We start from the raw sequence: 25,328 nt of genomic DNA, 5'->3' as shown, positions 1-25,328 counted from the left end.
CAAGAAATATAAGTTATGAAAATAAAAGAAACCCCTTTAAAGGACTGTTACATTATAGAGCCTACAATTTTCGAAGACGACAGAGGCTATTTTTTCGAAAAATTCAATGAAAAGAAATTCGAGGAACTTACCGGAATGAATGGACATTTCGTGCAGGATAATATTTCAAAATCTTCTTATGGTGTTTTGAGAGGGCTTCATTTACAGAAAGGAGAACACGCACAGGCAAAACTGGTATCCTGTCTGGAAGGAAAAGTCTGGGATGTTGCTGTAGACCTGAGAGAAGATTCACCTACATTTGGAAAATGGTTTGGGATTGAGCTTACGGCGGAAAACAAAACACAGCTTTATATTCCAAGAGGTTTTGGACACGGATTTTCTGTTTTAAGTGAGACGGCAGTTTTTTCTTATAAATGCGACAACTTTTATAACAAAGAATCAGAAGGAAGTGTAAAATACAATGATCCGGATCTGAATATTGACTGGAAAATTTCCGACAGTGAAGCTGTTCTTTCAGAAAAAGATGAAAATGCAGCAAGTTTTAAAGAAAAGAATTTTTAAATATAATGAAAGCCACTTATTGAAGTGGCTTTTATTTTTTAATCCAGACTCTTCAATATTTTGTATCTTTGCAAACTCAAAATCAAAAAGATGCGTACAAAATCTGTAGGGAAGAAAAAAATAAATGTAGTAACGTTGGGTTGTTCCAAAAATGTATATGATTCCGAAGTTTTAATGAGTCAGCTTAAAGCCAATGGCAAAGAAGTGGTGCATGAAGACAAAGGAGACATTGTTGTAATTAATACCTGCGGATTTATAGACAATGCCAAAGAAGAATCCATCAATACCATTCTCGACTATGTGGAAGCAAAAAACAGAGGTGAAGTTGAAAAAGTTTTTGTGACGGGATGTCTTTCCGAAAGATACAAACCGGATCTGGTAAGAGAAATTCCGGATGTAGATCAGTATTTCGGGACGAGAGATCTTCCGGTTTTATTAAAGCATTTAGGAGCAGATTATAAGCACGAACTTGTGGGTGAGAGATTAACCACAACTCCGAAACATTATGCTTATTTAAAGATTTCTGAAGGATGCGACAGACCTTGTTCATTCTGTGCGATTCCTTTGATGAGAGGAGGACACGTTTCAACTCCGATTGAAAAGCTGGTTACAGAAGCCCAGAAATTAGCGAAAAAAGGAACAAAGGAACTGATTTTGATTGCTCAGGATCTTACCTATTATGGTCTGGATATTTATAAAAAACGTGCTCTTGGAGATCTTCTAAAAGAATTGGTAAAAGTGGAAGGAATTGAATGGATAAGACTTCACTATGCATTTCCGAGCGGATTTCCGGAAGATGTTCTGGATATAATCAGAGAAGAACCGAAAGTTTGCAACTATATAGATATTCCTCTTCAGCACATCAATTCAGATTTACTAAAATCAATGAAGAGAGGGACAACTCACGAAAAAACAGATGCCCTTCTTGGAAAATTCAGAGAAAAAGTTCCGGATATGGCAATCAGAACAACGCTTATCGTTGGTTATCCCGGAGAAACTCAGGAAATTTTCAATGAGCTGAAAGACTGGGTAAGAGAACAGAGATTTGACAGACTGGGTTGTTTTACGTACTCTCATGAGGAAAATACAGGAGCTTATGTATTGGAAGATGATGTTCCGCAGGAAGTGAAAGAAGCGAGAGTGGAAGAAATTATGGAAATCCAGTCTCAGATTTCATGGGAGAAAAATCAGGAGAAAATTGGCAATATATATAAATGTATTTTCGACAGAAAAGAGGGAAATTATTTCATCGGAAGAACCGAGTATGATTCTCCGGACGTTGACAATACTGTGTTGGTTTCTGCTGAAAATACATACATTTCCATCGGGGATTTCGCGGAGGTAAGGATTACTTCAGCTGAGGAGTTTGATCTTTACGGTGAATTAATTTAAAATTATTCCCAATTGTTTGATTTTTTAGTAAAAAAAATCGTATATTGTTTTCATTAATACAATGTTATCCAATGATTAATAAAAATTAACATTCACAAAGCAGTGATAACATAAAGTTTAATTTGTTGATTTTCAAGACTGTTTTATTTTTGGAAATTAAAATTTTAAAACTTTTTGATGTATTATTATGAAAATTATTTTAAAAATATTAACTTTGCAGAATAAAGAGATTTTACATAACTATTGAGCTAAAAATTAGACTCTTGTGAGATGTAAAAATAATTTTTGAAATTATATATAATTAAAAATATTTTATTTTTATTAGTGAATGCACAAATGGGGTATGGTACACTTTTATACATTCACTGGTTAAAATGTAATTTAAAATCTTTAAAAACTTATGAAAAAATTTTTATTAACAGCGACTATGTTAGTCGGATTTGTGGCGATCGCTCAGGCTCAGCAAGGAAGAGTGGGGATTAATACAACTACTCCCGCTGCTACTTTAGATGTTGTGGGTGCGCCAGCTGACCCAGCTAAAGCAGATGCTTTATTAGTTCCTCGTATGACAGCTGCGCAATTGGTAGCTAAAGACAACACTGTTAACAATTATGCAGCGCCTCAGGATGGTGCAATTGTGTATGTTACCTCTGGTACAGGTTCAACAACTAGAACAACCAAAGTTACCGGAGCAGGTTTCTATTATTTTGATAACAGTGTTCCTGAATGGAAACCGTTTGTAAGTGCTGCTTCTGCTGCAATGACTGTAAGAGCTCAAACAGGTTCTACAATTTCTGATGCAGACTTAGGTAATGCAATTCTAGTAACTTCTAATACTAATTTTAATTTAGCCACTTTAACTAAAACTAATGGTAAAATGATTACTTTTATCGATGCTACTAATGGTGCAGGTTTTGGTATAAGCGGTGCGCATTCCACTGCTACCGTATCTCCTATTCAGTCTGGAGGATCATTAGTGTATATTTGTGACGGTACTAACTGGTATAGCTATAGTGGATTCTAAAAATAGTATTTAAAAATAATTTAAAGACATATCATAATGAAACTAAAATTTACAACAATTATATTGGCATTCGCTGCTTTTACTAGTACTGCGTTTGCCCAAATTCGTTCCAATAACCCAATCAGTTCAACAATTGGTACGCAATCTGTTTTCTTAGATGCATCTGCTAACGGATTTACAACAACTACAAATATTGGAAAAGGTCTTACTTTTCCTAGAACTAATCTTACAACATTTACCTTTGTTACACAGACAACAGGAGCTTTAAACTTTCCTACTGCTTATGACGGTATGATTGTTTATAACTCCGCAACTGGTACCACTCCTGCAACTGGATCAGGGATAGGAAACCAGTCTGTAACACCTGGTTACTATTATTTTTCTAATCCCACAGGTGGATCAGGAAACGCTTACGCAACATCTACGGGGCAATGGTTGCCATTAGGACAAAATCCAAGAGTTAACTTTGCAACTACAGAGACTGTTACCAATACGCAGGTAGATGGAGCTCAGGTTTACGGTATTAAAGGTCAGTTTACTACTACAGGTACTTCTACTTCAGTTACAATTCCTGCTCCTGCTGGAATGACTTCTTTATATGGAATTACAATCTATAAGAAATCAGGAACTGGAAATAAAGTAGTTTATTCTAAAGAACTATATTCTTATGATGTTACTACAGGTGCTGCAATTACCGGTTCTCAAAGTATGTCTGTAGTATATCCGCAAGATACTTACGACTATGTATTAGAATATTTCAAATAATATTTGAATAACAAATAGACAATATTTAAAAACCAATGAGATTCCTCATTGGTTTTTTAGTTTATATAAAGTGCGTTTATAGGTTATTTAGGAGGATAATTTTATCTTATTTGATCTCCTTATGTATCCTTATTTTAATGATATAAATTTCCGTTTAGCTTTATACAGCAATTTTAATAAAATTGTTCGTAAACTAAAATCTGCAATAAATTTTTTCTTAAAAAATAAAATCTTAAAATTCATTAACTTATTGATTGGTAGAGGAATAATTGTGTTAAAAATATCTTAATCTCAATAATTTAGTTAAAATTGTTAACTTTTACTTTTGTTTTTTAACACTTTTTAACAATAGCCTTTAAATACCCTATCCATAGGAAGTTAAGAAAAATATTAACATAAAATTTTATTTTCATTAACACTTGTTAACAAATAAAATAGGTCTTTTAAAAGATTCCTTATAGATTTGCCCCTGTCAAAACCAATAAAATTTCAAAATGATGAAAAGATTCATTCTCGTAATCATAATGATGATTTCAACCTTTGGTATTTATTCTTTCAAAATGAATGCCATAGATGCGAAAAAAACAAGTTATGCATCGTACTACCACGATAAGTTTAACGGTAGAAAAACTGCAAGCGGAGAGATCTTTGATAATGCAAAGTTCACCGCAGCCAACAGAACGCTTCCATTTGGAACAAACATTAAGGTAACGAACCTTAACAATGGTAAAGAGGTAATAGTGAAAGTAAATGATAGAGGACCTTACCATTCATCAAGAGCTTTAGATATGTCTAAAGCAGCGTTCGATGAAATCGGAGATACCGACAGAGGTACAATTCCGGTGGAATATGAAATTGTCGACTAAAATTTATGATTTTAAATTTTAAAAAGCCAACTGATTCAGTTGGCTTTTTGCTTTCTTTTAAAGGCTTAATTCTACTAAGGCAGGGCAATGATCAGAATGCACGGCTTCTTTCAAAATAACAGCTCTTGTGAGTTTATCTTTCAAACTGTAGGAAGTGAAATTATAATCCAGTCTCCACCCTTTATTTCTTTCCCGTGAATTTTGTCTGTAACTCCACCATGTATAATGGTCGGGTTCATTATTAAAAAACCTGAAACTGTCGATCAGTTCGCATTCGTTGATAAAATTCGTCATCCATTCTCTTTCCATCGGTAAAAACCCGGAAACATTTTTCAAACCTGTCGGGTTATGAATGTCTATCGCTTCATGACAGATATTAAAATCGCCGGAAATGATCAGATTCGGAATTTCCTTCTTTAAATTTTTAATATACTCTAAAAAATCATGGCAAAACTGCATTTTGAATTCCAGGCGCTCAATATTCGAGGCAGAGGGAACATATACAGAAATAGCAGAGAATTCATCAAAATCTGCACGGATGATTCTTCCTTCGTTATCATAACTTTCAATACCGCAGCCATATTCTACATGATTGGGCTTTGTTTTAGACGCAATTCCGACGCCGCTGTAGCCTTTTCTTACTGCGGAATGCCAGTAACTGTGATATCCCAGTTTTTTGAGGCTTTCGATATCGATCTGGTCGTTTCCTGCCTTACTTTCCTGAATGCAGATGATGTCCGGATCCGCTGTTTTTAGCCAGCCTAAAAAATCTTTGGTAAATGCAGCACGGATTCCGTTGACGTTATAAGTGATTAATTTCATGATTCAAAAGTATTAATAAAAAAGAAGCGGAAAAAATCTTTGATTTTTTCCGCCCCTCTCGTCACCCGAAGTCAAACTATGAAAACTACTTGGGTTCTAAAATACTGAATGGAATGATACACTCTTCAAGAGAAATCCCTCCATGTTGATACGTTTCTTTATAGTAATTCACAAAGTGATTGTAATTCTTTGGATAAGCAAGGAAAATATTATTCTTCGCAAAAATATATTTAGAGCTTAAATTTCCTTTTGGTAAAAATAACTTTTCAGGATTCGTAATTGCCCAAACATCACTGTCATCATACGTTAAGCTTTTTCCGGTTTTATAACGGATATTCGTAGAAGTTTCTCTGTCTCCTACAACTTTGCTCGGCTTTTTCACGTAAACCGTTCCATGATCCGTGGTAATTACTAATTTGAAACCACTTTCAGCAGCTACTTTAATAATTTTCAGTAAAGAAGAATTCTCAAACCAGTTTAATGTTAAAGATCTGAACGTTTTATCATCACGAATCAGTTGGTCAACAATATGATTATCCGTTTTTGCGTGAGAAAGAATATCAATAAAATTATAAACAATTACCAACAGGTCATTGTTTTTATGCTGATTAAAATCGTCATAGATCTTTCTCTCAAAATCAGCATTCAGCACTTTCAGATACTTCATGGATTTGGAGCTTAAACCGATTCTTTTCATCTGATCTTCCAGAAAATCGCGCTCAAATTCGTTTTTATTACCTTCCTCATTGTCATTGAACCATTTATCTGGAAAACGTTTTTCAATCTCTGAAGGCATTAAACCCGCAAAAAAAGAATTTCGCGCATACTGAGTTGCAGTAGGAAGAATACTGTAGTAATAATCTTCAGAAACCTTATTATAGAATTTTGTGAACAAAGGTTCAATCATTTTCCATTGGTCATAACGGAGATTATCCACCATCAGCAATAAAACTTTATCCTTTTCTACCTCAGGTTTTATTTTATCTTTAAAAAGCGTGTGGCTCATAATAGGTTTGTCTGAACCATGAAGCCAGTCTTCATAATTATTTTCAATAAATTTTGCGAACTGGATATTGGCCTCCTCTTTTTGCGACTGAAGAAGATCTGCAAACTCGTTATCTGCTACTTTATCAAATTTAATTTCCCAGTTCAGGATTTTCTTATAATATTCAGCCCAATCCTGATACGTTCTCAGATAAGAAAGTTCCATAGAAAGATTTCTGAATTCCTGCTGATACTGCAAAATTGTTTTCTGCTCCACAAGATTATCCTGCTGAAGATTCTTCTTTAACGAAAGTAAAATCTGGTTCGGATTCACCGGTTTCAGGATATAATCCGCAATCTGAGATCCGATTGCTTCTTCCATGATGTGTTCCTCCTCACTTTTCGTCACCATTACTATTTTAAGAGAATTATCTTTATCCTTAATCATCGGAATGGCTTCCAGTCCCGAAATTCCGGGCATATTTTCATCAATCAGGGTCAGTGCAAACTTTTCCGAGTCCATGAGTTCAAGTGCCTCATTAACATTGTTTACGGGAGTTACCTGATATCCCTTTTTTTCAAGAAAAACGATGTGTGGTTTTAGTAAATCTATTTCATCATCTATCCATAATATCTTTTCCGACATAATTATTTTTTTACATGGTTATTGTATCAAATTGCTGACCAATTAATTCTAAAATCTGCCAAAATCCGCAGATGTAAAGTTAAATATAAGTTAAATGAAATAACGTAATAATTGTGTTTTTGTTTTGTCTATTGCCCACTTTTTAAATATTCCAGAGCCCTTTCCATAATTTCGTCTTTTCCCTGCTGTATTCCTTTCACCGTAGGACGTACGATAATATCCGGAATAATGCCGATTCTCTGCGTTTCTCTTCCGTCCGGATAATACGCTCCCAAACCCGTAAAACACGTTTTAAGACCGGCAATATTAAATGAAATGACATCACCGTTTGCTCCCGAAGTGTATCCTCCGATCACTTTTGCTTTCGGATGCTGCTTAAGCATCATTACGGTTGTTTCAGCCTGACTTTGCGTCACCTCATTCACCAGAATGACCACATTTCCTTTATAATGATCCGGATTATTTCTTCCGATGTTGTTTTTACGGCGGTAAAATTTGCTTAAATAATTGGTTTCAGGAAAAATAAATTCATAATAAATTTTATTTTCAGGAAGCAGCAACCTGCTCAACGGCAAAATCGTCATATTCGGATAATTTCGGGAATCGAAAATAATCGATTCTGTATTTTTCAGATTTTCGAACATATCATTCAGATCAGATCTTTTGATTAATCCCATGTTCACATAACCCATCTTTTTTTCATCATCGAGAAACTTCCATTTTTCAGGAACCGTAGGATTTTCGCGAATAATTTCTTTCTGCAAATACGTTTTTACTTTTATGGCTAAATTAATTCCGTCCCTTTCAATTTTAAGCCCAAGAGAATCTTTATTGGTGTACAGGAAAAGATATTTCGACTTGTTGATCTTTCCCCATGAATTCGAAGCCGGAAGATATTTCCCAAACGAATTAATTTTCTGCGGAATCGTTAATCCTTCAACATCGTAGATCACATCACCAATTTTGAGCGGATTTTCTTCATTAAAAATAGTCGGATATGTTTTCGTTACAACCAGCTTTCCTTCCGCATAAGAATACTGTACCGGAACATTTTTTCTTCCGTATTGGTTTAAACTAGTCAGCCTTGAAAATAAAAAAGCGTGCGAATCATCCGTTTTGGTCACAAGTTCCGCTAAAGTTAAATGATAGCTTTCATCATTATTAACAGCAAGAAATTTTGGAATCATTTCTCGTAAAACATCATTCCAGTTCTGATCGGTTTTGTATTTGTATGCAAAAAAATATTCTGCATAATTCCAGTATCTGAAGAATTCCAAAAGAGCAATTTGTTTTGAAGTAAATTTCGATCCGTAAGAATTTTCATTCCTGAAATAAACCTTTCTTCCGTTTAACCCGAAATAATAATTTTCACCGATATTCCTGTTGTTCTCAATAAATTTCAGCTTTTCACGTACATTTTCAGAAAAAATACGCTGATCATCCATCCATCCGAGATCAAAATTTTTTAAGAAATAAACTTTATCGTTATCATTTACACAATTTTTACAAACTTCAATTTTTCCGAGACTTTCAATCCAGTTAGAATACAATTCATTCAATTGATCTTTATTGTTAATATTTTTAAGTTCATCAATTTTCTGAAATAACTGCTGATCCCAGTTAAACTTACCTTTTGCTACATTCGGATGATAGTATTTCAAAAATCCCCATACTTTACATAACGATTCAAGCTTTTGGTTTTCCGATAAAGTCTGCGCCGAAAAATGTAAGTTTAAAAATAAGATAATGAAAAGGGAGAATTTTCTCATGAAAAGATTATTCAATCAAAGATAGCTTTTAAACACAAACAGCACAACTATTTATTCAAAGAAGATTTTATCCAGCTTTTGCTGAGTGAAACGCCTTTGCGAACGAAAATATGCAGCACAACTGTAAACAAAATTTTTGCGGACTTTGTTTTAAAAACAAATTTAACAAAGAAAGTTACTTTAAAACAACAAACAGGTTAATGAAAAATTAATTACCTCTAAAATATAAAATTCCTAAATTTGTTTGCAAATACAGACGTTTTCAATGCAGAACAAGCTAAAAATCATCAACGATCCCGTTCACGGATTCATCAAAATTCCCCATGAAATTTTATTCGACATCATAGAGCATCCTTACTTCCAGAGATTAAGAAGGATAGGACAGACGGGACTTTTGAACCTCATTTTTCCGGGCGCGACACATACAAGATTTCATCATGCATTGGGAGCCATGCATCTCATGTTTACCGCTTTGGAAACATTGAAGCAGAAAGGCGTTAAAATTTCGGAAGATGAAGAAAAAGGTGCGATGTTGGCGATTTTAATGCATGATATTGGTCATGGACCGTTTTCTCACGCCTTGGAAAGTATGCTGATGGACGATTGGCATCACGAAAAATTATCTTTATTACTCATGAATCGCCTGAATGATGAATTTAACGGAGAATTATCCTGCGCTATCGAAATGTTTCAGGGAAAATACCACCATAAGTTTTTCAACCAGCTTATTTCCTCACAACTGGATGTGGACAGACTCGATTATCTGAAGCGGGACAGCTTTTTTACGGGAGTTTCCGAAGGAAGCATCAATACCCAGAGAATCATCTCTATGATGAACGTCTGCGATGAAGGCGAATTGGTGATTGATGCAAAAGGAGTCTATTCTATTGAGAATTTCCTTACCGCAAGAATGTTTATGTATTGGCAGGTATACTACCATAAAACGTCTGCTCTGGCAGAATTTCTTCTCGTTAAAATTTTAGAAAGAGCCAAACTTTTGGTGTCGCAGGGAATCGATTTACCGGCAGCAGAAAATCTGAAATACTTTCTTCATCGCGGGAAAAGTACTGCTACAGATGAAGATATTGAAAGATTCACGCAGCTGGATGATAATGATATTATTCAGGCAATGAAAAACTGGCAGCACGCAGACGACATGATTTTGTCTTACTGGTGTAAATGTGTGATCCAGAGAAACCTTCCGAAAACCATAATTTCTTCACATCCTTTTGATGAAAGTTTTATTGAAGAAAAAGTAAAAAATGTGAATGAATTTTTCGGAATTCATAATGGTAAAGAACTCGTCCATGAGATCAAGAGAAAACTGCTTCCGTACGATACTGAAAAACAGCCGATTTATCTGTTGCAGAAAAACGGTAAAAAAATCCGTCTTGACGAATCGGAAGACCAGCTTTTATCGGGCTTGATGGTAAACAAAACAACAAGGTATATTCTTACTTTTCCAAGGAATATTTCACACATTATTTCTTAAAGAATATTAAAATTTACGTTCCGAAAACTAAAAAATGTTTGCGAATTACAGAATTTCTTATCTTTGCAGAATATGGAATTTACAGCTTCGCAAATTGCAAGTTTTATCGACGGAAAAATAATAGGTGACGAGAATGCACTTATTACTGGAGTTTCGCCCATAGAAAGTGGGGAAACAGGACATCTTTCTTTCATCGCGCAGGATAGATTTTCGCATTATTTAGAGACTTCAAAATGTTCCGTTATCATTGTTTCGGAAAAGCTTATCTCAAAAGATTCTTATAATCCTACCGTTATTACTGTAAAGGATGCTTATCTCTCATTCCAGATTCTCATGAATCTTTATCAGGAAATGCAGGGCAGAAGAACAGGAATCGAAAACGGTTCTTCCATCCATGAAACCGCTGTAATCGGCGAGAATGTGTATATCGGAGCTTTTACCTACGTTTCAGAAAAAGCAAAAGTAGGAGAAGGAAGCCAGATTTATCCGCAGGTTTACATCGGAAAAGGCGTGAAAATCGGGAAAAACTGCAAAATCGACAGTGGTGCGAGAATTTATGATTACTGCATCATCGGAGACAATTGTGTTATTCATTCCAACACAGTAATCGGAGGAGACGGTTTCGGATTTCAGCCGACTCCGGATGGATTCAAAAAAATTCCGCAGTTAGGAAATGTGATCATTGAAGATGATGTGGAAATTGGTTCCAACTGCAGTATAGACAGAGCAACCATCGGTTCTACCGTAATCGGAAAAGGAACAAAGATCGATAACCTGATCCAGATTGCACACAACGTAAAAATCGGAAAAAATAACGTAATTGCCGCGCAAGCCGGAATTGCAGGATCTACAACCATCGGAGACTGGAACCAGATCGGAGGTCAGGTGGGCGTTGTAGGACACATCAAAATAGGAAATCAGGTAAAAATACAGGCTCAGAGTGGTGTAAATTCCAGCGTAAACGACAGGGAAACCATTTACGGTTCTCCGGCGATCAGCTACAACGACTATCTTAGAAGTTATGTACATTTCAGAAACTTACCTGAAGTGGTTAAAAGAATAAATAATCTCGAGAATAACTCAAAAGATTAAACTAATGAGTGATATGCAAAAAACACTTCAGCAGGAAGTGACACTTTCCGGAATCGGACTTCATACTGGTAAAGAAGTAAAATTAACCATGAAACCTGCAAAAGAAAATACAGGTTTTGTATTCGTAAGAACAGATTTGGAAGGGCATCCTCAGGTCGAAGCAGACGTTAACTACGTTGTAGCTACAGAAAGAGGAACAACATTAGAAAAACTGGGCGTGAAAATCACAACCTGTGAGCATCTTCTGGCTGCTTTGGTAGGATGTGATATCGATAACGCTATTTTAGAAATGGATGCTTCTGAGCCGCCGATTTTAGACGGTTCTTCAAAATTCTTTGTAGAAGCAATCGAAAGCGTAGGTGTGGTAGACCAAAATATTGCAAGAGAATATCTTGTGGTAAAAGAAGTGCTTACTTACAGCGATCCGGCTACAGGATCTGAGATCACCATTATTCCTTCAGATACCTACGAAGTAACAACGATGGTAGACTTTGGAACCAAAGTTTTGGGAACTCAAAATGCTACGCTTAAAAATATTTCTGAGTTTAAAGAAGAAATTTCATCGGCAAGAACATTCAGTTTCTTACACGAGCTGGAAATGCTTTTGGATCATGGTTTGATCAAAGGGGGAGATATTTCCAATGCGATTGTTTATGTAGATAAAGATCTTACACCGGAAACCACAGAAAAATTAAAGAAAGCCTTTGGTAAAGATAATGTATCGATAAGACCAAACGGAATTCTTGATAACCTGAACTTAAACTATCCCAACGAAGCCGCAAGACACAAATTACTTGATGTGATCGGTGATCTGGCTTTGGCAGGAGTAAAAATAAAAGGTAAAGTAATTGCCAACAAACCGGGACATTACGTAAACACACAATTTGCAAAAAAACTGAACCGTCAGTGGAAATTGCAGAAGAAGAAAAATGTTCCTGACTTTGATTTAACAAAAGAACCGGTTTTCGATATCAACGGAATCATGAAACTGATGCCTCACAGACCGCCGTTCTTGTTGATTGATAAAATTCTTGAGCTTTCAGATTCTCATGTGGTAGGTCTTAAAAATGTTACAATGAACGAACCTTTCTTCGTTGGACATTTTCCAAAAGAACCCGTAATGCCGGGAGTTTTACAGGTAGAAGCTTTAGCTCAGACAGGGGGAATTCTTGTTTTGGCAAGTGTTCCGGATCCCGAAAATTACTCTACGTATTTTATTAAAATAGATAAAGTAAAATTCAAGAGAAAAGTAATTCCCGGAGATACGCTTATTTTCAAGATTGAATTAATAGAGCCTATCAGAAGAGGAATTGTTCATATGCAGGGTTATGGTTACGTAGGAGATACAGTAGCGGTAGAAGCAGAACTTATGGCCCAAGTTGCAAAAAATAAAGTTGATTAAATGATTCATCAATTAGCAGCCGTAGATAAACGTGCGAAAATCAGCAAAAATGTAATCGTAGAACCCTTTACTACTATTGCAGGGGACGTGGAAATTGGCGAAGGAACATGGATTGGTCCCAATGTTACCATCATGGATGGTGCAAGAATCGGTAAAAATTGCAGAATTTTTCCGGGAACGGTAATTTCTGCGATTCCTCAGGATTTGAAATTTGATGGTGAAGATACGCAGGTAATTATCGGCGATGAAACAACGATCAGAGAATGTGTAACGGTAAACAGAGGAACAAAAGCCCTCGGATTTACCAAAATAGGAAAAAACTGCCTTATTATGGCAACTTCCCACATTGCTCATGACTGTGTTATCGGAGATCATGTGATCATCGTAAACGGGTGCGGTATTGCAGGCCACGTAGAAATCGGAGATTATACCGTAATGGGTGGTTTATCTGCTGTTCATCAGTTCGGAAAAATCGGAAAACACGTAATGATTTCAGGTGGTACTCTGGTAAGAAAAGACATTCCGCCTTATGTAAAAGTAGCGAGAGAGCCGATGTCTTATGCAGGAATTAATTCCGTAGGTTTAAGAAGGAGAGGATTTACCAACGAAAAAATCTTTGAAATTCAGAAAATTTACAGAGCAATTTTCCAGATGAAAATGAATGTTTCCCAAGCGTTGCTTTACATCGAAAAAGAAATGCTTCCGACGGCTGAAAGAGATGAAATCCTTCAGTTTATCCAGAACTCTCCGAGAGGGATCGTAAAAGGATACGGAACGGGGAAGGAAAGAGAATAATAAAGATAAATTTAGCACTGTTATCAATGAAAAGTCTGATTTTTGTTTTAATGTTTTTTACCATATTTTTTTTGTCCGGACAACAGACAGAAGGATTAAAAACGGAAAAAACAGCCAAGACTTCCATTCTGGAAAGAAGACTGCCTTCAAAATCCAATGACAGCATTGCTAAACATAATCTGAATGATATTCTGAAACAGAATAATTCCGGCAGCAGTTCAATTTTTGGAACTGCAAATCCCTATCATTCCGAGATCCAGACCAATGTAAACAGACTGAATAATAATGTGAATTCATTCAACAATAATGTTTTCAACAGACTTCCAACTCAGGGAGAAGGAATACAATTTAACAAAAGAAAATAAAAAAATATATAATAATTAATGGCAACAAGTAACGATATCAGAAAAGGACTTTGCATCGAATACAGCAACGATATTTATAAAGTTATCGAATTCCTTCACGTAAAACCGGGAAAAGGTCCTGCTTTCGTTAGAACAAAATTAAAATCTGTAACCAACGGTAAAGTAATCGACAATACTTTCTCTGCAGGTCATAAAATTGATGAGGTAAAAGTAATCACAAGAAAATACCAGTATCTTTATGATGATGAAAATGGCTTCCACTTCATGAATAACGATGATTTCTCTCAGTTATACCTTAACAAAGAAATGATCGAAAACTCCAACCTGATGAAAGCGGGTGAAGAAGTAACAATCATTTTGAAAGAAGTGGACGAGACTCCGCTTTCTGCAGAATTACCGCAGTCCGTTTATCTGGAAGTTGTGGAAGCAGATCCGGGTGTAAAAGGAAACACTGCAACCAACGCTCTTAAAAATGCAATCGTAGAAACAGGAGCAAGAGTGATGGTTCCTCTGTTCATTGAACCGGGAGACAAAATCAAAGTAAGCACAGAAGACGGTTCTTACCTTGAAAGAGTAAAAGAATAATTATTCACAAATAATATGAGGCTGGAAGTATCACAACTTTCAGCTTTCATTTTTTATGGCAGCTTTGTAGTGTACCCTCCTGAGCTTGTCGAAGGGTATGGTCGGGCTGCGATTAAAGTTGGAAAAACAAATCCGTGTCAAGATTCCAAACTAAACACGGTTGAAAATTTAAAACATCATTTAAAAAAATATGACGTTTCATCAACCCCAAAAATTGAAAACCATTGCCGAACTTATCGGGGCAAAATTTGTAGGTTCAGAAGACTTCGAAGTATTGGGAACGAACGAAATTCACATGGTAAAAGCCGGTGAAATCGTTTTTGTTAACCATCCGAAATATTACGATAAAGCATTAAATTCCGCTGCGACGATTATTTTGATCGATAAAGAAGTGGAATGTCCAGAGGGAAAAGCACTGTTGGTTTCCGAAGACCCTTTCAGAGATTTCAATAAAATCAATACCCACTTTACAAGAATTTATAACTTCACCGAAGAACTTCATGATGTCGAAATAGGAGAGGGAACAAAAATTCATGCTTCTGCGGTTATCGGAAATAATGTGAAAATAGGAAAAAATACCCTGATTTTTCCTAATGTTGTCATTGGCGACAGAACCGTAATTGGCGACAATGTAGTGATACAGTCCAACACTGTTTTAGGCGGCGACGCTTTTTATTACAGAAAACTGAACGGCAATTTCGACCGCCTGATTTCGGTAGGAAACGTAGTGATCGAAAACAATGTAGAGATCGGAAACGGTTGTACAATCGACAGAGGAGTTACAGATTCTACCATTATCGGAGAAGGTTCCGTTCTGGATAATCAGATTCAGATCGGGCACGATACCGTTATCGGAAAAAAATGTCTTATCGCTTCTCAGGTCGGTATTGCTGGATGCTGCGTAATTGGTGATGAAGTTACTTTATGGGGACAGGTCGGCATTGCTTCAGGAAATAAAATCGAGAGCGGAGCTGTAATATTAGGGAAAACCGGAGTAAACAGAGACCTCGAAAAAGGTACCTATATCGGGATGTTTGCAGAAGATTTTAAAACCTATCTGAAAAAAGAAGTTAAACTGAGAAATCTCAAATAAACAAATTAGTTAGATTTATCTTTAATCAAAGAAATTTAATTAAATTTGTGTGCATTTAAAAAGTAATAAATAAATTAAATAAATAATAAAATGTCAATTTTAGTAAACAAAGATTCTAAAGTAATTGTACAAGGATTTACAGGGAACGAAGGTACTTTCCACGCAAGCCAGATGATCGAATACGGAACCAACGTAGTAGGTGGTGTTACTCCGGGAAAAGGAGGAAGCGAGCACTTAGGGAAGCCTGTATTCAATACGGTAGCAGATGCTGTAGAAAAAGCCGGAGCTAACGTAAGTATCATTTTCGTACCGCCTGCATTTGCTGCTGACGCTATTATGGAAGCTGCTGAAGCAGGAATCAAAGTAATTGTATGTATTACTGAAGGTATTCCTGTAGCAGATATGGTGAAAGTAAAATCTTACATTGCTGACAGAGACTGCAGATTAATCGGTCCGAACTGCCCGGGAATCATTACTTCTGAAGAAGCTAAAATTGGGATTATGCCAGGTTTCGTTTTCAAAAAAGGTAAAGTAGGTATCGTTTCTAAATCTGGTACTCTTACTTACGAAGCTGCAGATCAGGTAGTAAGAGCGGGTTACGGTATTTCTACAGCAATCGGTATCGGTGGAGACCCGATCATTGGAACAACTACAAGAGAAGCTTTGGAATTATTCATCAACGATCCTGAAACTGAAGCAGTGGTAATGATCGGAGAAATCGGTGGAGGTCTTGAAGCTGAAGCAGCAAGATGGTACAAAGCAAGTGGTTCTACAAAGCCGGTTGTAGGTTTCATCGCAGGACAGACTGCTCCAAAAGGTAGAACAATGGGACACGCAGGTGCAATCGTAGGCGGAGCAGAAGATACAGCTCAGGCTAAGATGGAAATCATGAGAGAAAACGGAATTAACGTGGTAGACTCTCCTGCAGACATCGGTGCTACTGTTGCAAAAATTCTAGGATAACATAAAACATAACGATATGAAAAAATTTTTATTAGCCTCTGCATTGGCACTTTCTACCATGTCTTTCGCACAGATCGATTTTGGCAGCACAAGATTCGGTGTTACTGTAGGAGGAAACTATTCCCGAGTGAAGAATGCTCATAACCCTTCCGGACCGAGATATACCGTTCAGGCAGGAGTATTGGCTTTAATACCGATAGGTTCAGCCAACCAGTTTTTCATACAGCCTGAAGTAGTTTACTTTGGAGCAGGAGAAACAGGAAAGGATAAAGATGCTAAAAACTATCCCGGTTATGACGCGGTATACGCAAATAACTATCTGAGTGTACCGATCTCGTTTAAAGGGTATTTTTCTGAATCTGAATCTGAATTTTTTGGGTTAATAGGTCCCAGATTTAATTTTTTATTAAGTCAGAACGTTAAAAACGCACCTAAGATCTACTACACAAAAGATCAGATTGATCCGAATTATCCTAATGTAAACGGTAAAGCGAGTTCATTTAACTTTGGAATAGGACTAGGAGTAGGATATAGTTATAAAAGACAGCTTGAACTTACGGCAAAATATGATTTCGGAGTTACGAATACATATCCCGGCCTTGATCAGGAGCCGAAAGGGACCAATAAAGGAAAGTCTGAGCAGGTTCTTAGTTTAAGCTTAAGCTACATCTTCAAATAAAAATTGATTCTAATCAAAACATAAAAACTCCCGAAACTTAATGTTTCGGGAGTTTTTTTATTTAAAAATTCTGTTTAAAACTTATCCTTTAATCCATTTCCAGATTTCCTTCAGAGTCGCTTTATTTCCGTACATTAAAATTCCTACACGGTAAATTTTACCTGCCAGAAATATCATAAAAAGAGTCGTTCCTAAAAGCAAGCCAATAGACAGCGCAATCTGCCACGCCGGAACTCCGTAAGGAATTCTCGCGATCATTGCCACAGGAGACGTAAACGGAATAATAGAAAGCCAGAATCCTAAAGGACCATCCGGATTATTCATTAGCGTAAAACTTCCGTACATTCCAAGCATTAAAGGCAGTACAGCAAACAAGGTGAACTGCTGTGTCTCTGTTTCGTTATCTACAGCAGAACCGATTGCGGCATAAATGGAACTGTAAAAGATATATCCCAAAAGGAAAAATGTTATAAAAACGAAAATAATTAATGGGAAATTCAGTTCCAGTAAACTGTGTGAAATCTGGGTTCCCATCTGTAAAATATCAAATTTTTCAGCAACACCTTCATTTCCGGGAATATTTTTAGGAATAGCAGAAAATCCGGTATTCAGCACCAAAGCTCCGATAACCGACATCGTGATCCAAACGATAAATTGAGTAAGTGCAACCATTGTTACCCCCAGAATTTTTCCCATCATCAGTTCAAAAGGTTTTACCGAAGAAATAATAATTTCCACAACACGGTTGTTTTTCTCTTCCAGTACGCTTCTCATTACCCTAACTCCGTAAATAATGATAAACATAAAAGTAACGTACATTAAAAGCATACTCAGAACACTTTTCACGCCGAAAGCAAGATCGGAATCTTCTTTATTGTTTTCTGAAACGTTGATGGTTTTTAAATTGAAACTTTTATCCAGATTATCAAGCTGTAGCTCAGCAATGCCCAGTTTCTTTATTTTTTCTTTTTTGATGACTTCGTTAATGTCCGAAACAATTTTCTGCTTCGTATCGAACCCGATTTTATTGTTGATAACAAGTCTTGTATTCTTTTCTAATTCGTCAAAATTCTGATCTTTCAGTTCAGGCAGAACCAAAATCCCGTCTAAAGATTCATTGTTCTTAAGATTATTGATTTTGGACTTTTCATCTGCCGCAGAAACAAAAACATAGTTCAGTTTATCATTCGATTTCAGTTGATTTTTAAACAGACCGTTTTTATCCACCACTTCAATAATGCTGTGAGATTCATTAGCCTTAAACATCAAACCGATGACAGCACCAAAACCCAGTAAAAGAATCGGAGCTAAAAGCGTTAATATGATGAAAGATTTTTTCTTAACCTGCGTAAGAAATTCTCTTTTTGTAATTAAAAAAATGTTATTCATAATTAAGAATTATTGCTTACCGCATTAATAAACACCTCTTTCATACTCGGAATTTTTTCGTCGAATGACCTTACTTTTCCTACATTTATTAGATCCAGAAGAATATGATTCTGGTCAGTCTCATTTTTCAGATCAAAGGAAACTAAGTTATTTTCATTATTGATATTGAAAATCTCATACTTATTTTGGAAACTTTCCAGTTGATCGTTTTTTACATCAGAAAGCGTGATCCCAAAAATATTTTTCTTGAATTTCTCGCGTACATCGAAAACCCTTCCGTCGATAATCTTTTTTGAGTTATTAATCAAAGCTACATAATCGCACATTTCCTCCACACTTTCCATTCGGTGAGTAGAAAGGATGATGGTAGTTCCGTTATTCTTAAGATCAATAATCTGGTCTTTAATTAAATTGGCATTCACAGGATCAAAACCCGAAAAAGGTTCATCAAGAATCAATAAATGCGGACGGTGAAGAACAGTAACCACAAACTGTATTTTCTGTGCCATTCCTTTTGACAGCTCAGACAGCTTTTTCTTCCACCATTGGTCGATGTGAAGTTTATCAAACCATTTTTTTGCCTCAGTTAAAGCATCATTCTTTTTCATGCCTTTCAACTCTCCGAAGTAGAGAAGCTGATCTCCAACCGTCATGTTTTTATACAGCCCGCGTTCTTCAGGCATATATCCGATATCTTTGATGTGATCCGGATTAAGCTTTTGTCCGTTGATCTGTATTTCTCCGGAATCCGCCTGTGTAATCTGATTGATGATCCGGATAAAAGAAGTTTTTCCGGCTCCGTTCGGACCTAAAAGCCCATAAACACTTCCTTTCGGAACATGGATGCTGAAATCATCCAAAGCTACCTTTTTACCTGCGTTATAGGTCTTTCTAATATGTTCAGCTTTTAGCATTAATTTGTTTTTATAATTAGGATAAAAATGTTCCGAAAGTTACGGAATAATTAAGCTAAAAGAAAAAATCCTGATGATTATCAGGATTTAAATTATTGTTTCATAATCTGCGTGACTTTCATTGTATTGTCACTCAGAATATATCGGATTAAATATTTACCCGGCTTTAATTTTTCAATATTAATCTCTCCGGAATTCATATTGACTGAATAACTTGCAACCTGCGTACCTAAAATCGAATAGAAAATCACACTTCGGATTTTCAGGTTAGGATCCTTAGCCTTTACGATAAGGAAATCCTTTGCCGGATTAGGATAAGCAACAAGCACTCCGTCATCAGACTTCTGAGAGAAGGAAGCCGGCTCTTTAATCTGCGCTTTCATATTGTTGGAAAATCCAACAAATGCGCCTAAAAAGATAAACAAAAGTAAAAGTTTTCTCATCAAATTATAATTTCTAAGGGATATTTTAACAAAAATAATTAATTCTGCAATTCTACGCAATAGTTTTTTATATAAGTTGTAGTAAATTTGCATTAAATTTCATTCAAAAAGTATTCCAAAATGATACATTCAAGAAATAGAAGGCTGAGAGTAAACGAATCTGTAAGAAGTCTGGTAAGAGAATGTTCTCTTACAACCAATGATTTTGTAATGCCGATCTTCGTAATGGAGGGCGAAAATAAAGAAGAACCGATCCCGTCGATGCCGGGAATTTTCAGAAGGAGTATTGATCTGACGGTGAAAGAATGTAAGGAATTATTTTCTTTAGGTGTAAAAGCGGTTAATCTTTATATGAAGGTTTCAGAAGACCTGAAAGACAATACCGGAAAAGAAGCATGGAATAAAAACGGACTGATGCAGAACACGATCAGGGCGATCAAAGATGCGCTTCCCGAAATGGTAGTAATGCCCGATGTTGCTTTAGATCCCTATTCTATTTACGGTCATGACGGAATTATCGAAAACGGAAAAATTGTAAATGATGCTACAAACGATGCTTTGGCAAGAATGTCGGTGTCACACGCAGAAGCCGGAGCAGACATTGTGGCACCAAGTGACATGATGGATGGCAGGGTTCAGGTCATTCGCGAAGCGTTGGAAGACAGCGGATTTACGGATGTGGGTATTTTAAGCTATGCCGCAAAATATGCAAGTTCGTTCTACGGACCTTTCAGAAGTGCATTGGACAGCGCGCCGAAAGATAATATGGAAATTCCGAAGGATAAAAAAACATATCAGATGGATTTTCATAATTCCAGAGAAGCGTTAAACGAAGTTTTTAAAGATATTGAAGAAGGAGCCGACATTATCATGATTAAACCGGGACTTCCGTATCTGGATATTGTTTCTAAAGTACGTGAAGCGATTGATCTTCCGATTGCGGTTTACAACGTGAGTGGAGAATATGCAATGGTAAAAGCGGCTGCACAAAACGGATGGCTGGATAATGACAAAACCATTATCGAAAGCTTAACCTGCTTCAAAAGAGCCGGTGCTGATATGATTTTCACGTATTTCGCGAAAGAAGCTGCAATGATTTTGAACAGATAATTTTTTCAAATTATACTTTAAATAAAAAACATTTCGGATCGAAATGTTTTTATCAATAGAAACGGGCTTTAGCCCGTTTTTTTTTGATGAACTCCAAATTAGGCTTTAGCCAAAACTTATTTTGAAACCAAAGAAAATGATTGATGATTGTAAGCTTTGGCTAAAACCCGATTATAAGAATATCAGGAAATATTAAAATCTTTTCCTTTTGTAAATTTTGCAGCAAAAGGAGCTTGGTTTCCCGTATATTTCAGAACGAAATTCTTTTTTGTATCTGTATCAATATTGGCTTTCACTTCAACATCCTGTGTCTGGAAACTCACATCAAGATTCACGCCTGCGTCTTTTTCAAGATTAATTTCCACACTTTCTGCATAAAATAAAGAAGTACTCAGATAATTAAATTTGATGTTCTTTCTGTATGATCTGGATTCGTTTTGCGTAAATTCAGAATATTTTCTAAGGATTTCTATTCCCGGAGAATCTATGTTGGTGATTCTGGATTTTGTAACGCCGTTTACTTTTACAGAAAAATCTTTGGCGCTTTTAATGTCGCCTTTAATTCCGATATTGAAAAGAGAGGGAAGAGCAAGTCCGAATTCAATCATGCTGTCTTTCGTAAATTCAAAATCAGGAATCAGAGCCGGAAATTTCTGAACATTCATCAGTTGATTTTTAACCGTACTTAACTGGTCGCTGCCAAATAAATAGCCTATGAGATTATTATTCGTGGTTCTCCAGTTTCTTCCGTTCCATTCGTAGATTTCACAAAGCAAAGTATCGGTGGAAGAATGCGGAAGCAGATCCATATCCTGCCATTTGAAAACTTCTTTCGCATAAGGTCTTCGGTTGATGATGTTTACACCAAGATCTAAAGCTAAAAGCTCGGTAAGCTGTTGATTATTTTCCATAGTAATAATAAGTGTTGATGAAAGTCTAAAATTATGGAAATAAAATAAAGTTTTTAAAAATTTTGAGTTAAATATTATTCGAAGAATCTTTAAACGATGTATTAAAATTTCACAAAACTTTCAAGTCCATTTTGTAATCTAAAATTTGAATTCAAAAAAACTTTATCTTTGCCCTTATGATTTTACGCGGAGAAAACTTAATCAAAGAATACGGTCCTAAAAAAGTAGTAAAAGGCGTTTCTGTACAGGTTCAGCAGGGAGAAATTGTGGGTTTGCTTGGTCCGAACGGAGCAGGAAAAACCACTTCGTTTTATATGATTGTCGGTTTGGTTAAGCCTACTTCCGGAAAAATTTTCCTCGATAAACAGGAAATTACAACCGATGCCATGTATCGCAGAGCTCAGAAAGGTATTGGTTATTTGGCTCAGGAAGCGTCTGTTTTCCGTAAACTTTCCGTGGAAGACAATATCATGGGCGTTTTACAGTTGACCAAGCTTTCAAAACGCGAACAGCAGATGAAATGTGATGAGCTGATTGAAGAATTTTCCTTACAGCACGTTCGTAAAAACCGTGGAGATCTTTTGTCCGGTGGGGAAAGACGTAGAACAGAGATCGCAAGATGTCTTGCCACCGATCCGAGTTTTATTCTTCTGGATGAACCTTTCGCCGGAGTAGACCCGATTGCGGTTGAAGATATCCAGAAAATCGTAAGAAGTTTGACCGATAAAAACATCGGAATCCTGATTACCGACCACAACGTACAGCAGACTTTGGCTATTACCAACAAAACATACATTATGTTTGAAGGAAGAATTCTGAAAGAAGGACTTCCTGAAGAACTGGCAAACGATCCGCAGGTAAGAGAAGCTTATTTAGGAGAAAACTTCGTTTACCAAAGCATTTTCGACAAACCGCAAAAGAAAAGTTACGGATATAATATCTGGGCTGGAAATTTCGATTCTAAAACCCAGTTTCAGAATTTTGTGGACGAAAATTTTGCTCAGTTTGATGATCTAAGATTAATGCATGGCTTTGAAGACATCAGTTTTGCCTCATTGGGAAATTCCGAAATTCAGCATATTTTTAATGAGGTGGTTGATAAAAATGCCAATAATTCTTTTGTGTTTCAGAAGAAAGAAATTAATTCAATGTATTCTTTAGAAAAGGCAGAATCAGACTCAAAAGCAGCGAGTAAACCTGAGCTACATTACCTTACAACTTACGTATTCGAAAATTAAATAAGGCAATTATTTGCTGAAAAATAGAATAAAACGTACCTTTTTCTCTGTAAAACGGTACGTTTTTTATTTAAAATCATCGTATGGCAAAACCATTCAACAGAACTGTCACCTTATTCGGAATTTATAAACAGCTTGTTCCTTTTATCAGACCGTATCGTTTGATGATCTACGGAACGCTTTTTCTTACTTTTTTAGGAGCTTTGGCGGCGCAGGTCAATCCTTTGGTTTTAAAATATACGGTGGATGAGGTAACCAAACTTACGCATCTTCCGCATCCGATGTCGGAAGGAATTCATATTCTCTTTATCATCTCCGTTATATTATTTGGAAAAGAACTGCTGAATATTTTCATCAATTTCGGACAGAAATTCTATGGCGAAAAGATCAGGATTAATGTAAGTTCTATTCTCGCACAATCTGCCATCGACAAAATTTTAACCTACAGAGTGGCTTATTTTAATGATGAAAACCACGAATCCGGAAAACTACAGATCAGAATAGACAGAGGAATTGAAAGCCTAACACGACTGGTGCAGAACTTTTTTATAGATATGCTTCCGCTGTTTTCAAATTCAATTATTGCATTGGTTATCATGTATCTGCAAAATGTATATGTGGGAATTGTTTCCACCATCATTGTTCCCATCTATTTTTATGTAAGCTCATTACAGGCGAAGAAATTAAGCGGAGTGAGAAGAACTCTGCGAAACCAGCGTGAACAGAAAACTTCAGGACTTTTAAATCTAATTAATTCCATCATGGTGATTAAAAGTTTTGTCCGTGAAAAATTCGAAGGAAAAAAACAGTACGACTTGCAGATGCAGTTGATGGAAAGTCAGATGTTTACAAGAAAGACGAACTTTATTTATGATGGTTTAAAAACGTTTATTGAACAGTTCGGAGTGGTTTTGATAATCCTTCTGACGGTTTACCTCGTTCTGGATCAGCAGATGACCATTGGCGCGATTATGCTTCACATCATGCTTTTCAATAATGTTTCGGCTCCCATTCGACAACTGCACAGAATTTATGATGACATGAATGACGCGATGATCTATGCAGAAGGTTATTTTGATATTTTAAATGCAGACGACGAGAAAGAACCGAACGGAAATTTTATAGAAAAGGATATTAAAGGAAATTTTGAATTAAAAAACATCAATTTCACGTATCCAAACGGGACACAGGCTTTACACGATGTTTCCATGAAATTTGAAAACGGAAAAACCACTGCTTTGGTCGGATTAAGCGGAGCCGGAAAATCAACAGTCATTAATCTTTTATGCAAATTTTACCTTCCCGATTCTGGAGAAATATTTTTGGATGGGATAGATCTCAATCATTTTGACAATACTTTTCTGAGAAACGATTTGGGATTGGTGCTCCAGAAAAATCACATTTTTCAGGGAAGTATCGAAGATAATATCCGCTATGGAAATATGAATGCTACTTTCGAAGAAATTGAGGAAGCGGCTAAAAAAGCCTATCTGCATGAACAGATTTTAGATTTACCCGAAAAATATAATCACGATGCCACGCAGCTTTCCGGAGGACAACAGCAGAGAATTGCCATCGCCAGATTATTCTTAAAAAATCCTCCGATTATTTTCCTTGATGAACCAACGGCGAGCCTCGATGCCATTGCCACAGAACAGATCAAAAATTCTCTGGATGCCATAAAAGAAGGCAGAACCGTGATTATCATTTCCCATTCTTTATCGCAGATTTTAGATTCTGATAAAATTTACGTCATGAAAAAAGGCAGGGTAGTAGAAAGAGGAACGCACGATGAACTGGTACAGATCAACGGAACCTACAGAGAAATTTTTGATGCCTCTGCGAGAAGTTTAAATCTGGATAAATTGGTTAATACTTATAATGATAAAAGATAAAAGATAAAAGATAAAAGATAAAAGATAAAAGATAAAAGATAAAAGATAACTTTGCTAAAACACTAAAACACTAAAACACTAAAGCACTAAAACACTAAAACACTAAAGCACTAAAACACTAAAACACTAAAAC

At 36.1% G+C, this 25,328-nt stretch carries 23 protein-coding genes and 1 pseudogene; 17 read left to right on the top strand and 7 right to left on the bottom strand.

The genetic code is table 11. From position 1 onward, the window contains the following. The first annotated feature begins 15 nt into the window (after nucleotides 1-15). From rfbC to BW951_RS18845, 5 genes are all read left to right on the top strand, one after another. Nucleotides 16-561 carry a dTDP-4-dehydrorhamnose 3,5-epimerase gene (gene rfbC, locus BW951_RS18865; protein ID WP_076395614.1) on the top strand — a complete coding sequence of 182 codons (546 nt, stop codon included), beginning with the start codon at nucleotides 16-18 and terminating at the stop codon, nucleotides 559-561. Between the two features lie 90 nt (nucleotides 562-651). Then, entirely contained in the window at nucleotides 652-1,953 is a 1,302-nt protein-coding gene (gene rimO / locus BW951_RS18860) for a 30S ribosomal protein S12 methylthiotransferase RimO (RefSeq protein WP_076395612.1), read from the top strand. Between the two features lie 400 nt (nucleotides 1,954-2,353). Beyond that, nucleotides 2,354-2,977, top strand: coding sequence for a hypothetical protein (locus BW951_RS18855; protein ID WP_076395610.1), 624 nt, complete (start codon nucleotides 2,354-2,356; stop codon nucleotides 2,975-2,977). A 291-nt stretch (nucleotides 2,978-3,268) separates the two neighbouring features. Continuing rightward, nucleotides 3,269-3,742 carry a hypothetical protein gene (locus BW951_RS18850; RefSeq protein WP_228427569.1) on the top strand — a complete coding sequence of 158 codons (474 nt, stop codon included), beginning with the start codon at nucleotides 3,269-3,271 and terminating at the stop codon, nucleotides 3,740-3,742. 494 nt (nucleotides 3,743-4,236) lie between these two features. Beyond that, nucleotides 4,237-4,608, top strand: coding sequence for a septal ring lytic transglycosylase RlpA family protein (locus BW951_RS18845; RefSeq protein WP_076395606.1), 372 nt, complete (start codon nucleotides 4,237-4,239; stop codon nucleotides 4,606-4,608). Nucleotides 4,609-4,665: 57 nt separating this feature from the next. On the opposite strand, the gene BW951_RS18840 is transcribed toward BW951_RS18845, so the two are convergent. The 3 genes from BW951_RS18840 to BW951_RS18830 form a co-directional block, all read right to left on the bottom strand. Beyond that, complete coding sequence (locus tag BW951_RS18840) at nucleotides 4,666-5,430, bottom strand: exodeoxyribonuclease III (protein ID WP_076395604.1); 765 nt, start codon at nucleotides 5,428-5,430, stop codon at nucleotides 4,666-4,668. An 85-nt stretch (nucleotides 5,431-5,515) separates the two neighbouring features. Then, complete coding sequence (porX, locus tag BW951_RS18835) at nucleotides 5,516-7,060, bottom strand: T9SS response regulator signal transducer PorX (RefSeq protein ID WP_076395602.1); 1,545 nt, start codon at nucleotides 7,058-7,060, stop codon at nucleotides 5,516-5,518. Nucleotides 7,061-7,188: 128 nt separating this feature from the next. Further along, nucleotides 7,189-8,829, bottom strand: a complete 1,641-nt coding sequence (locus tag BW951_RS18830) for a S41 family peptidase (protein WP_076395600.1) — start codon at nucleotides 8,827-8,829, stop codon at nucleotides 7,189-7,191. Nucleotides 8,830-9,094: 265 nt separating this feature from the next. On the opposite strand from BW951_RS18830, the gene BW951_RS18825 reads away from it, so the two are divergent. The 9 genes from BW951_RS18825 (at nucleotide 9,095) to BW951_RS18785 (ending at nucleotide 17,295) form a co-directional block, all read left to right on the top strand. After that, nucleotides 9,095-10,321, top strand: coding sequence for an HD domain-containing protein (locus tag BW951_RS18825; RefSeq protein ID WP_076395598.1), 1,227 nt, complete (start codon nucleotides 9,095-9,097; stop codon nucleotides 10,319-10,321). A 72-nt stretch (nucleotides 10,322-10,393) separates the two neighbouring features. Then, entirely contained in the window at nucleotides 10,394-11,413 is a 1,020-nt protein-coding gene (lpxD, locus tag BW951_RS18820) for a UDP-3-O-(3-hydroxymyristoyl)glucosamine N-acyltransferase (RefSeq protein WP_076395596.1), read from the top strand. Nucleotides 11,414-11,417: 4 nt separating this feature from the next. Then, nucleotides 11,418-12,815 carry a bifunctional UDP-3-O-[3-hydroxymyristoyl] N-acetylglucosamine deacetylase/3-hydroxyacyl-ACP dehydratase gene (locus BW951_RS18815; RefSeq protein WP_076395594.1) on the top strand — a complete coding sequence of 466 codons (1,398 nt, stop codon included), beginning with the start codon at nucleotides 11,418-11,420 and terminating at the stop codon, nucleotides 12,813-12,815. Continuing rightward, the gene (lpxA, locus tag BW951_RS18810) at nucleotides 12,816-13,610 is read left to right on the top strand and encodes an acyl-ACP--UDP-N-acetylglucosamine O-acyltransferase (RefSeq protein WP_076395592.1); all 795 of its coding nucleotides are present in this window, start codon (nucleotides 12,816-12,818) and stop codon (nucleotides 13,608-13,610) included. Nucleotides 13,611-13,636: 26 nt separating this feature from the next. Further along, entirely contained in the window at nucleotides 13,637-13,975 is a 339-nt protein-coding gene (locus tag BW951_RS18805; protein WP_228427568.1) for a hypothetical protein, read from the top strand. An 18-nt stretch (nucleotides 13,976-13,993) separates the two neighbouring features. Then, nucleotides 13,994-14,560, top strand: coding sequence for an elongation factor P (gene efp, locus BW951_RS18800; protein ID WP_076395590.1), 567 nt, complete (start codon nucleotides 13,994-13,996; stop codon nucleotides 14,558-14,560). Nucleotides 14,561-14,750: 190 nt separating this feature from the next. After that, a complete protein-coding gene (locus tag BW951_RS18795; protein WP_076395588.1) occupies nucleotides 14,751-15,653 on the top strand; it encodes a UDP-3-O-(3-hydroxymyristoyl)glucosamine N-acyltransferase in 903 nt (300 codons plus the stop codon). 90 nt (nucleotides 15,654-15,743) lie between these two features. After that, on the top strand, nucleotides 15,744-16,616 hold the full coding sequence (gene sucD, locus BW951_RS18790) for a succinate--CoA ligase subunit alpha (RefSeq protein ID WP_047488432.1): 873 nt from the start codon (nucleotides 15,744-15,746) through the stop codon (nucleotides 16,614-16,616). 16 nt (nucleotides 16,617-16,632) lie between these two features. Beyond that, complete coding sequence (locus BW951_RS18785; RefSeq protein WP_076395586.1) at nucleotides 16,633-17,295, top strand: porin family protein; 663 nt, start codon at nucleotides 16,633-16,635, stop codon at nucleotides 17,293-17,295. An 81-nt stretch (nucleotides 17,296-17,376) separates the two neighbouring features. On the opposite strand, the gene BW951_RS18780 is transcribed toward BW951_RS18785, so the two are convergent. The 3 genes from BW951_RS18780 to BW951_RS18770 all read right to left on the bottom strand — a co-directional run bounded on the left by BW951_RS18780 (nucleotide 17,377) and on the right by BW951_RS18770 (nucleotide 20,041). Next, complete coding sequence (locus tag BW951_RS18780) at nucleotides 17,377-18,684, bottom strand: ABC transporter permease (protein WP_076395584.1); 1,308 nt, start codon at nucleotides 18,682-18,684, stop codon at nucleotides 17,377-17,379. Nucleotides 18,685-18,686: 2 nt separating this feature from the next. Beyond that, nucleotides 18,687-19,598, bottom strand: coding sequence for an ABC transporter ATP-binding protein (locus BW951_RS18775; RefSeq protein ID WP_076395582.1), 912 nt, complete (start codon nucleotides 19,596-19,598; stop codon nucleotides 18,687-18,689). Nucleotides 19,599-19,690: 92 nt separating this feature from the next. After that, nucleotides 19,691-20,041 carry a T9SS type A sorting domain-containing protein gene (locus BW951_RS18770; protein WP_076395580.1) on the bottom strand — a complete coding sequence of 117 codons (351 nt, stop codon included), beginning with the start codon at nucleotides 20,039-20,041 and terminating at the stop codon, nucleotides 19,691-19,693. Nucleotides 20,042-20,161: 120 nt separating this feature from the next. On the opposite strand from BW951_RS18770, the gene hemB reads away from it, so the two are divergent. Further along, nucleotides 20,162-21,151, top strand: a complete 990-nt coding sequence (gene hemB / locus BW951_RS18765; RefSeq protein ID WP_076395578.1) for a porphobilinogen synthase — start codon at nucleotides 20,162-20,164, stop codon at nucleotides 21,149-21,151. Nucleotides 21,152-21,333: 182 nt separating this feature from the next. Here the strand turns inward: hemB and BW951_RS18760 are convergent, their stop codons facing one another. After that, nucleotides 21,334-22,062 carry a hypothetical protein gene (locus tag BW951_RS18760; protein ID WP_076395576.1) on the bottom strand — a complete coding sequence of 243 codons (729 nt, stop codon included), beginning with the start codon at nucleotides 22,060-22,062 and terminating at the stop codon, nucleotides 21,334-21,336. A gap of 176 nt (nucleotides 22,063-22,238) precedes the next feature. Between BW951_RS18760 and lptB the strand changes: the two are divergent. Both lptB and BW951_RS18750 read left to right on the top strand, forming a co-directional pair. Continuing rightward, nucleotides 22,239-22,964: pseudogene (lptB, locus tag BW951_RS18755) on the top strand (LPS export ABC transporter ATP-binding protein); the annotation flags it as partial. A 500-nt stretch (nucleotides 22,965-23,464) separates the two neighbouring features. Continuing rightward, entirely contained in the window at nucleotides 23,465-25,195 is a 1,731-nt protein-coding gene (locus BW951_RS18750) for an ABC transporter ATP-binding protein (RefSeq protein ID WP_076395666.1), read from the top strand. The last annotated feature ends 133 nt before the right edge of the window (nucleotides 25,196-25,328 follow it).

The sequence above is a fragment of the Chryseobacterium gambrini genome, from assembly GCF_900156825.1.
Taxonomy (GTDB): Bacteria; Bacteroidota; Bacteroidia; order Flavobacteriales; family Weeksellaceae; genus Chryseobacterium; species Chryseobacterium gambrini.
This window is presented reverse-complemented; position numbering and strand designations above follow the sequence as displayed.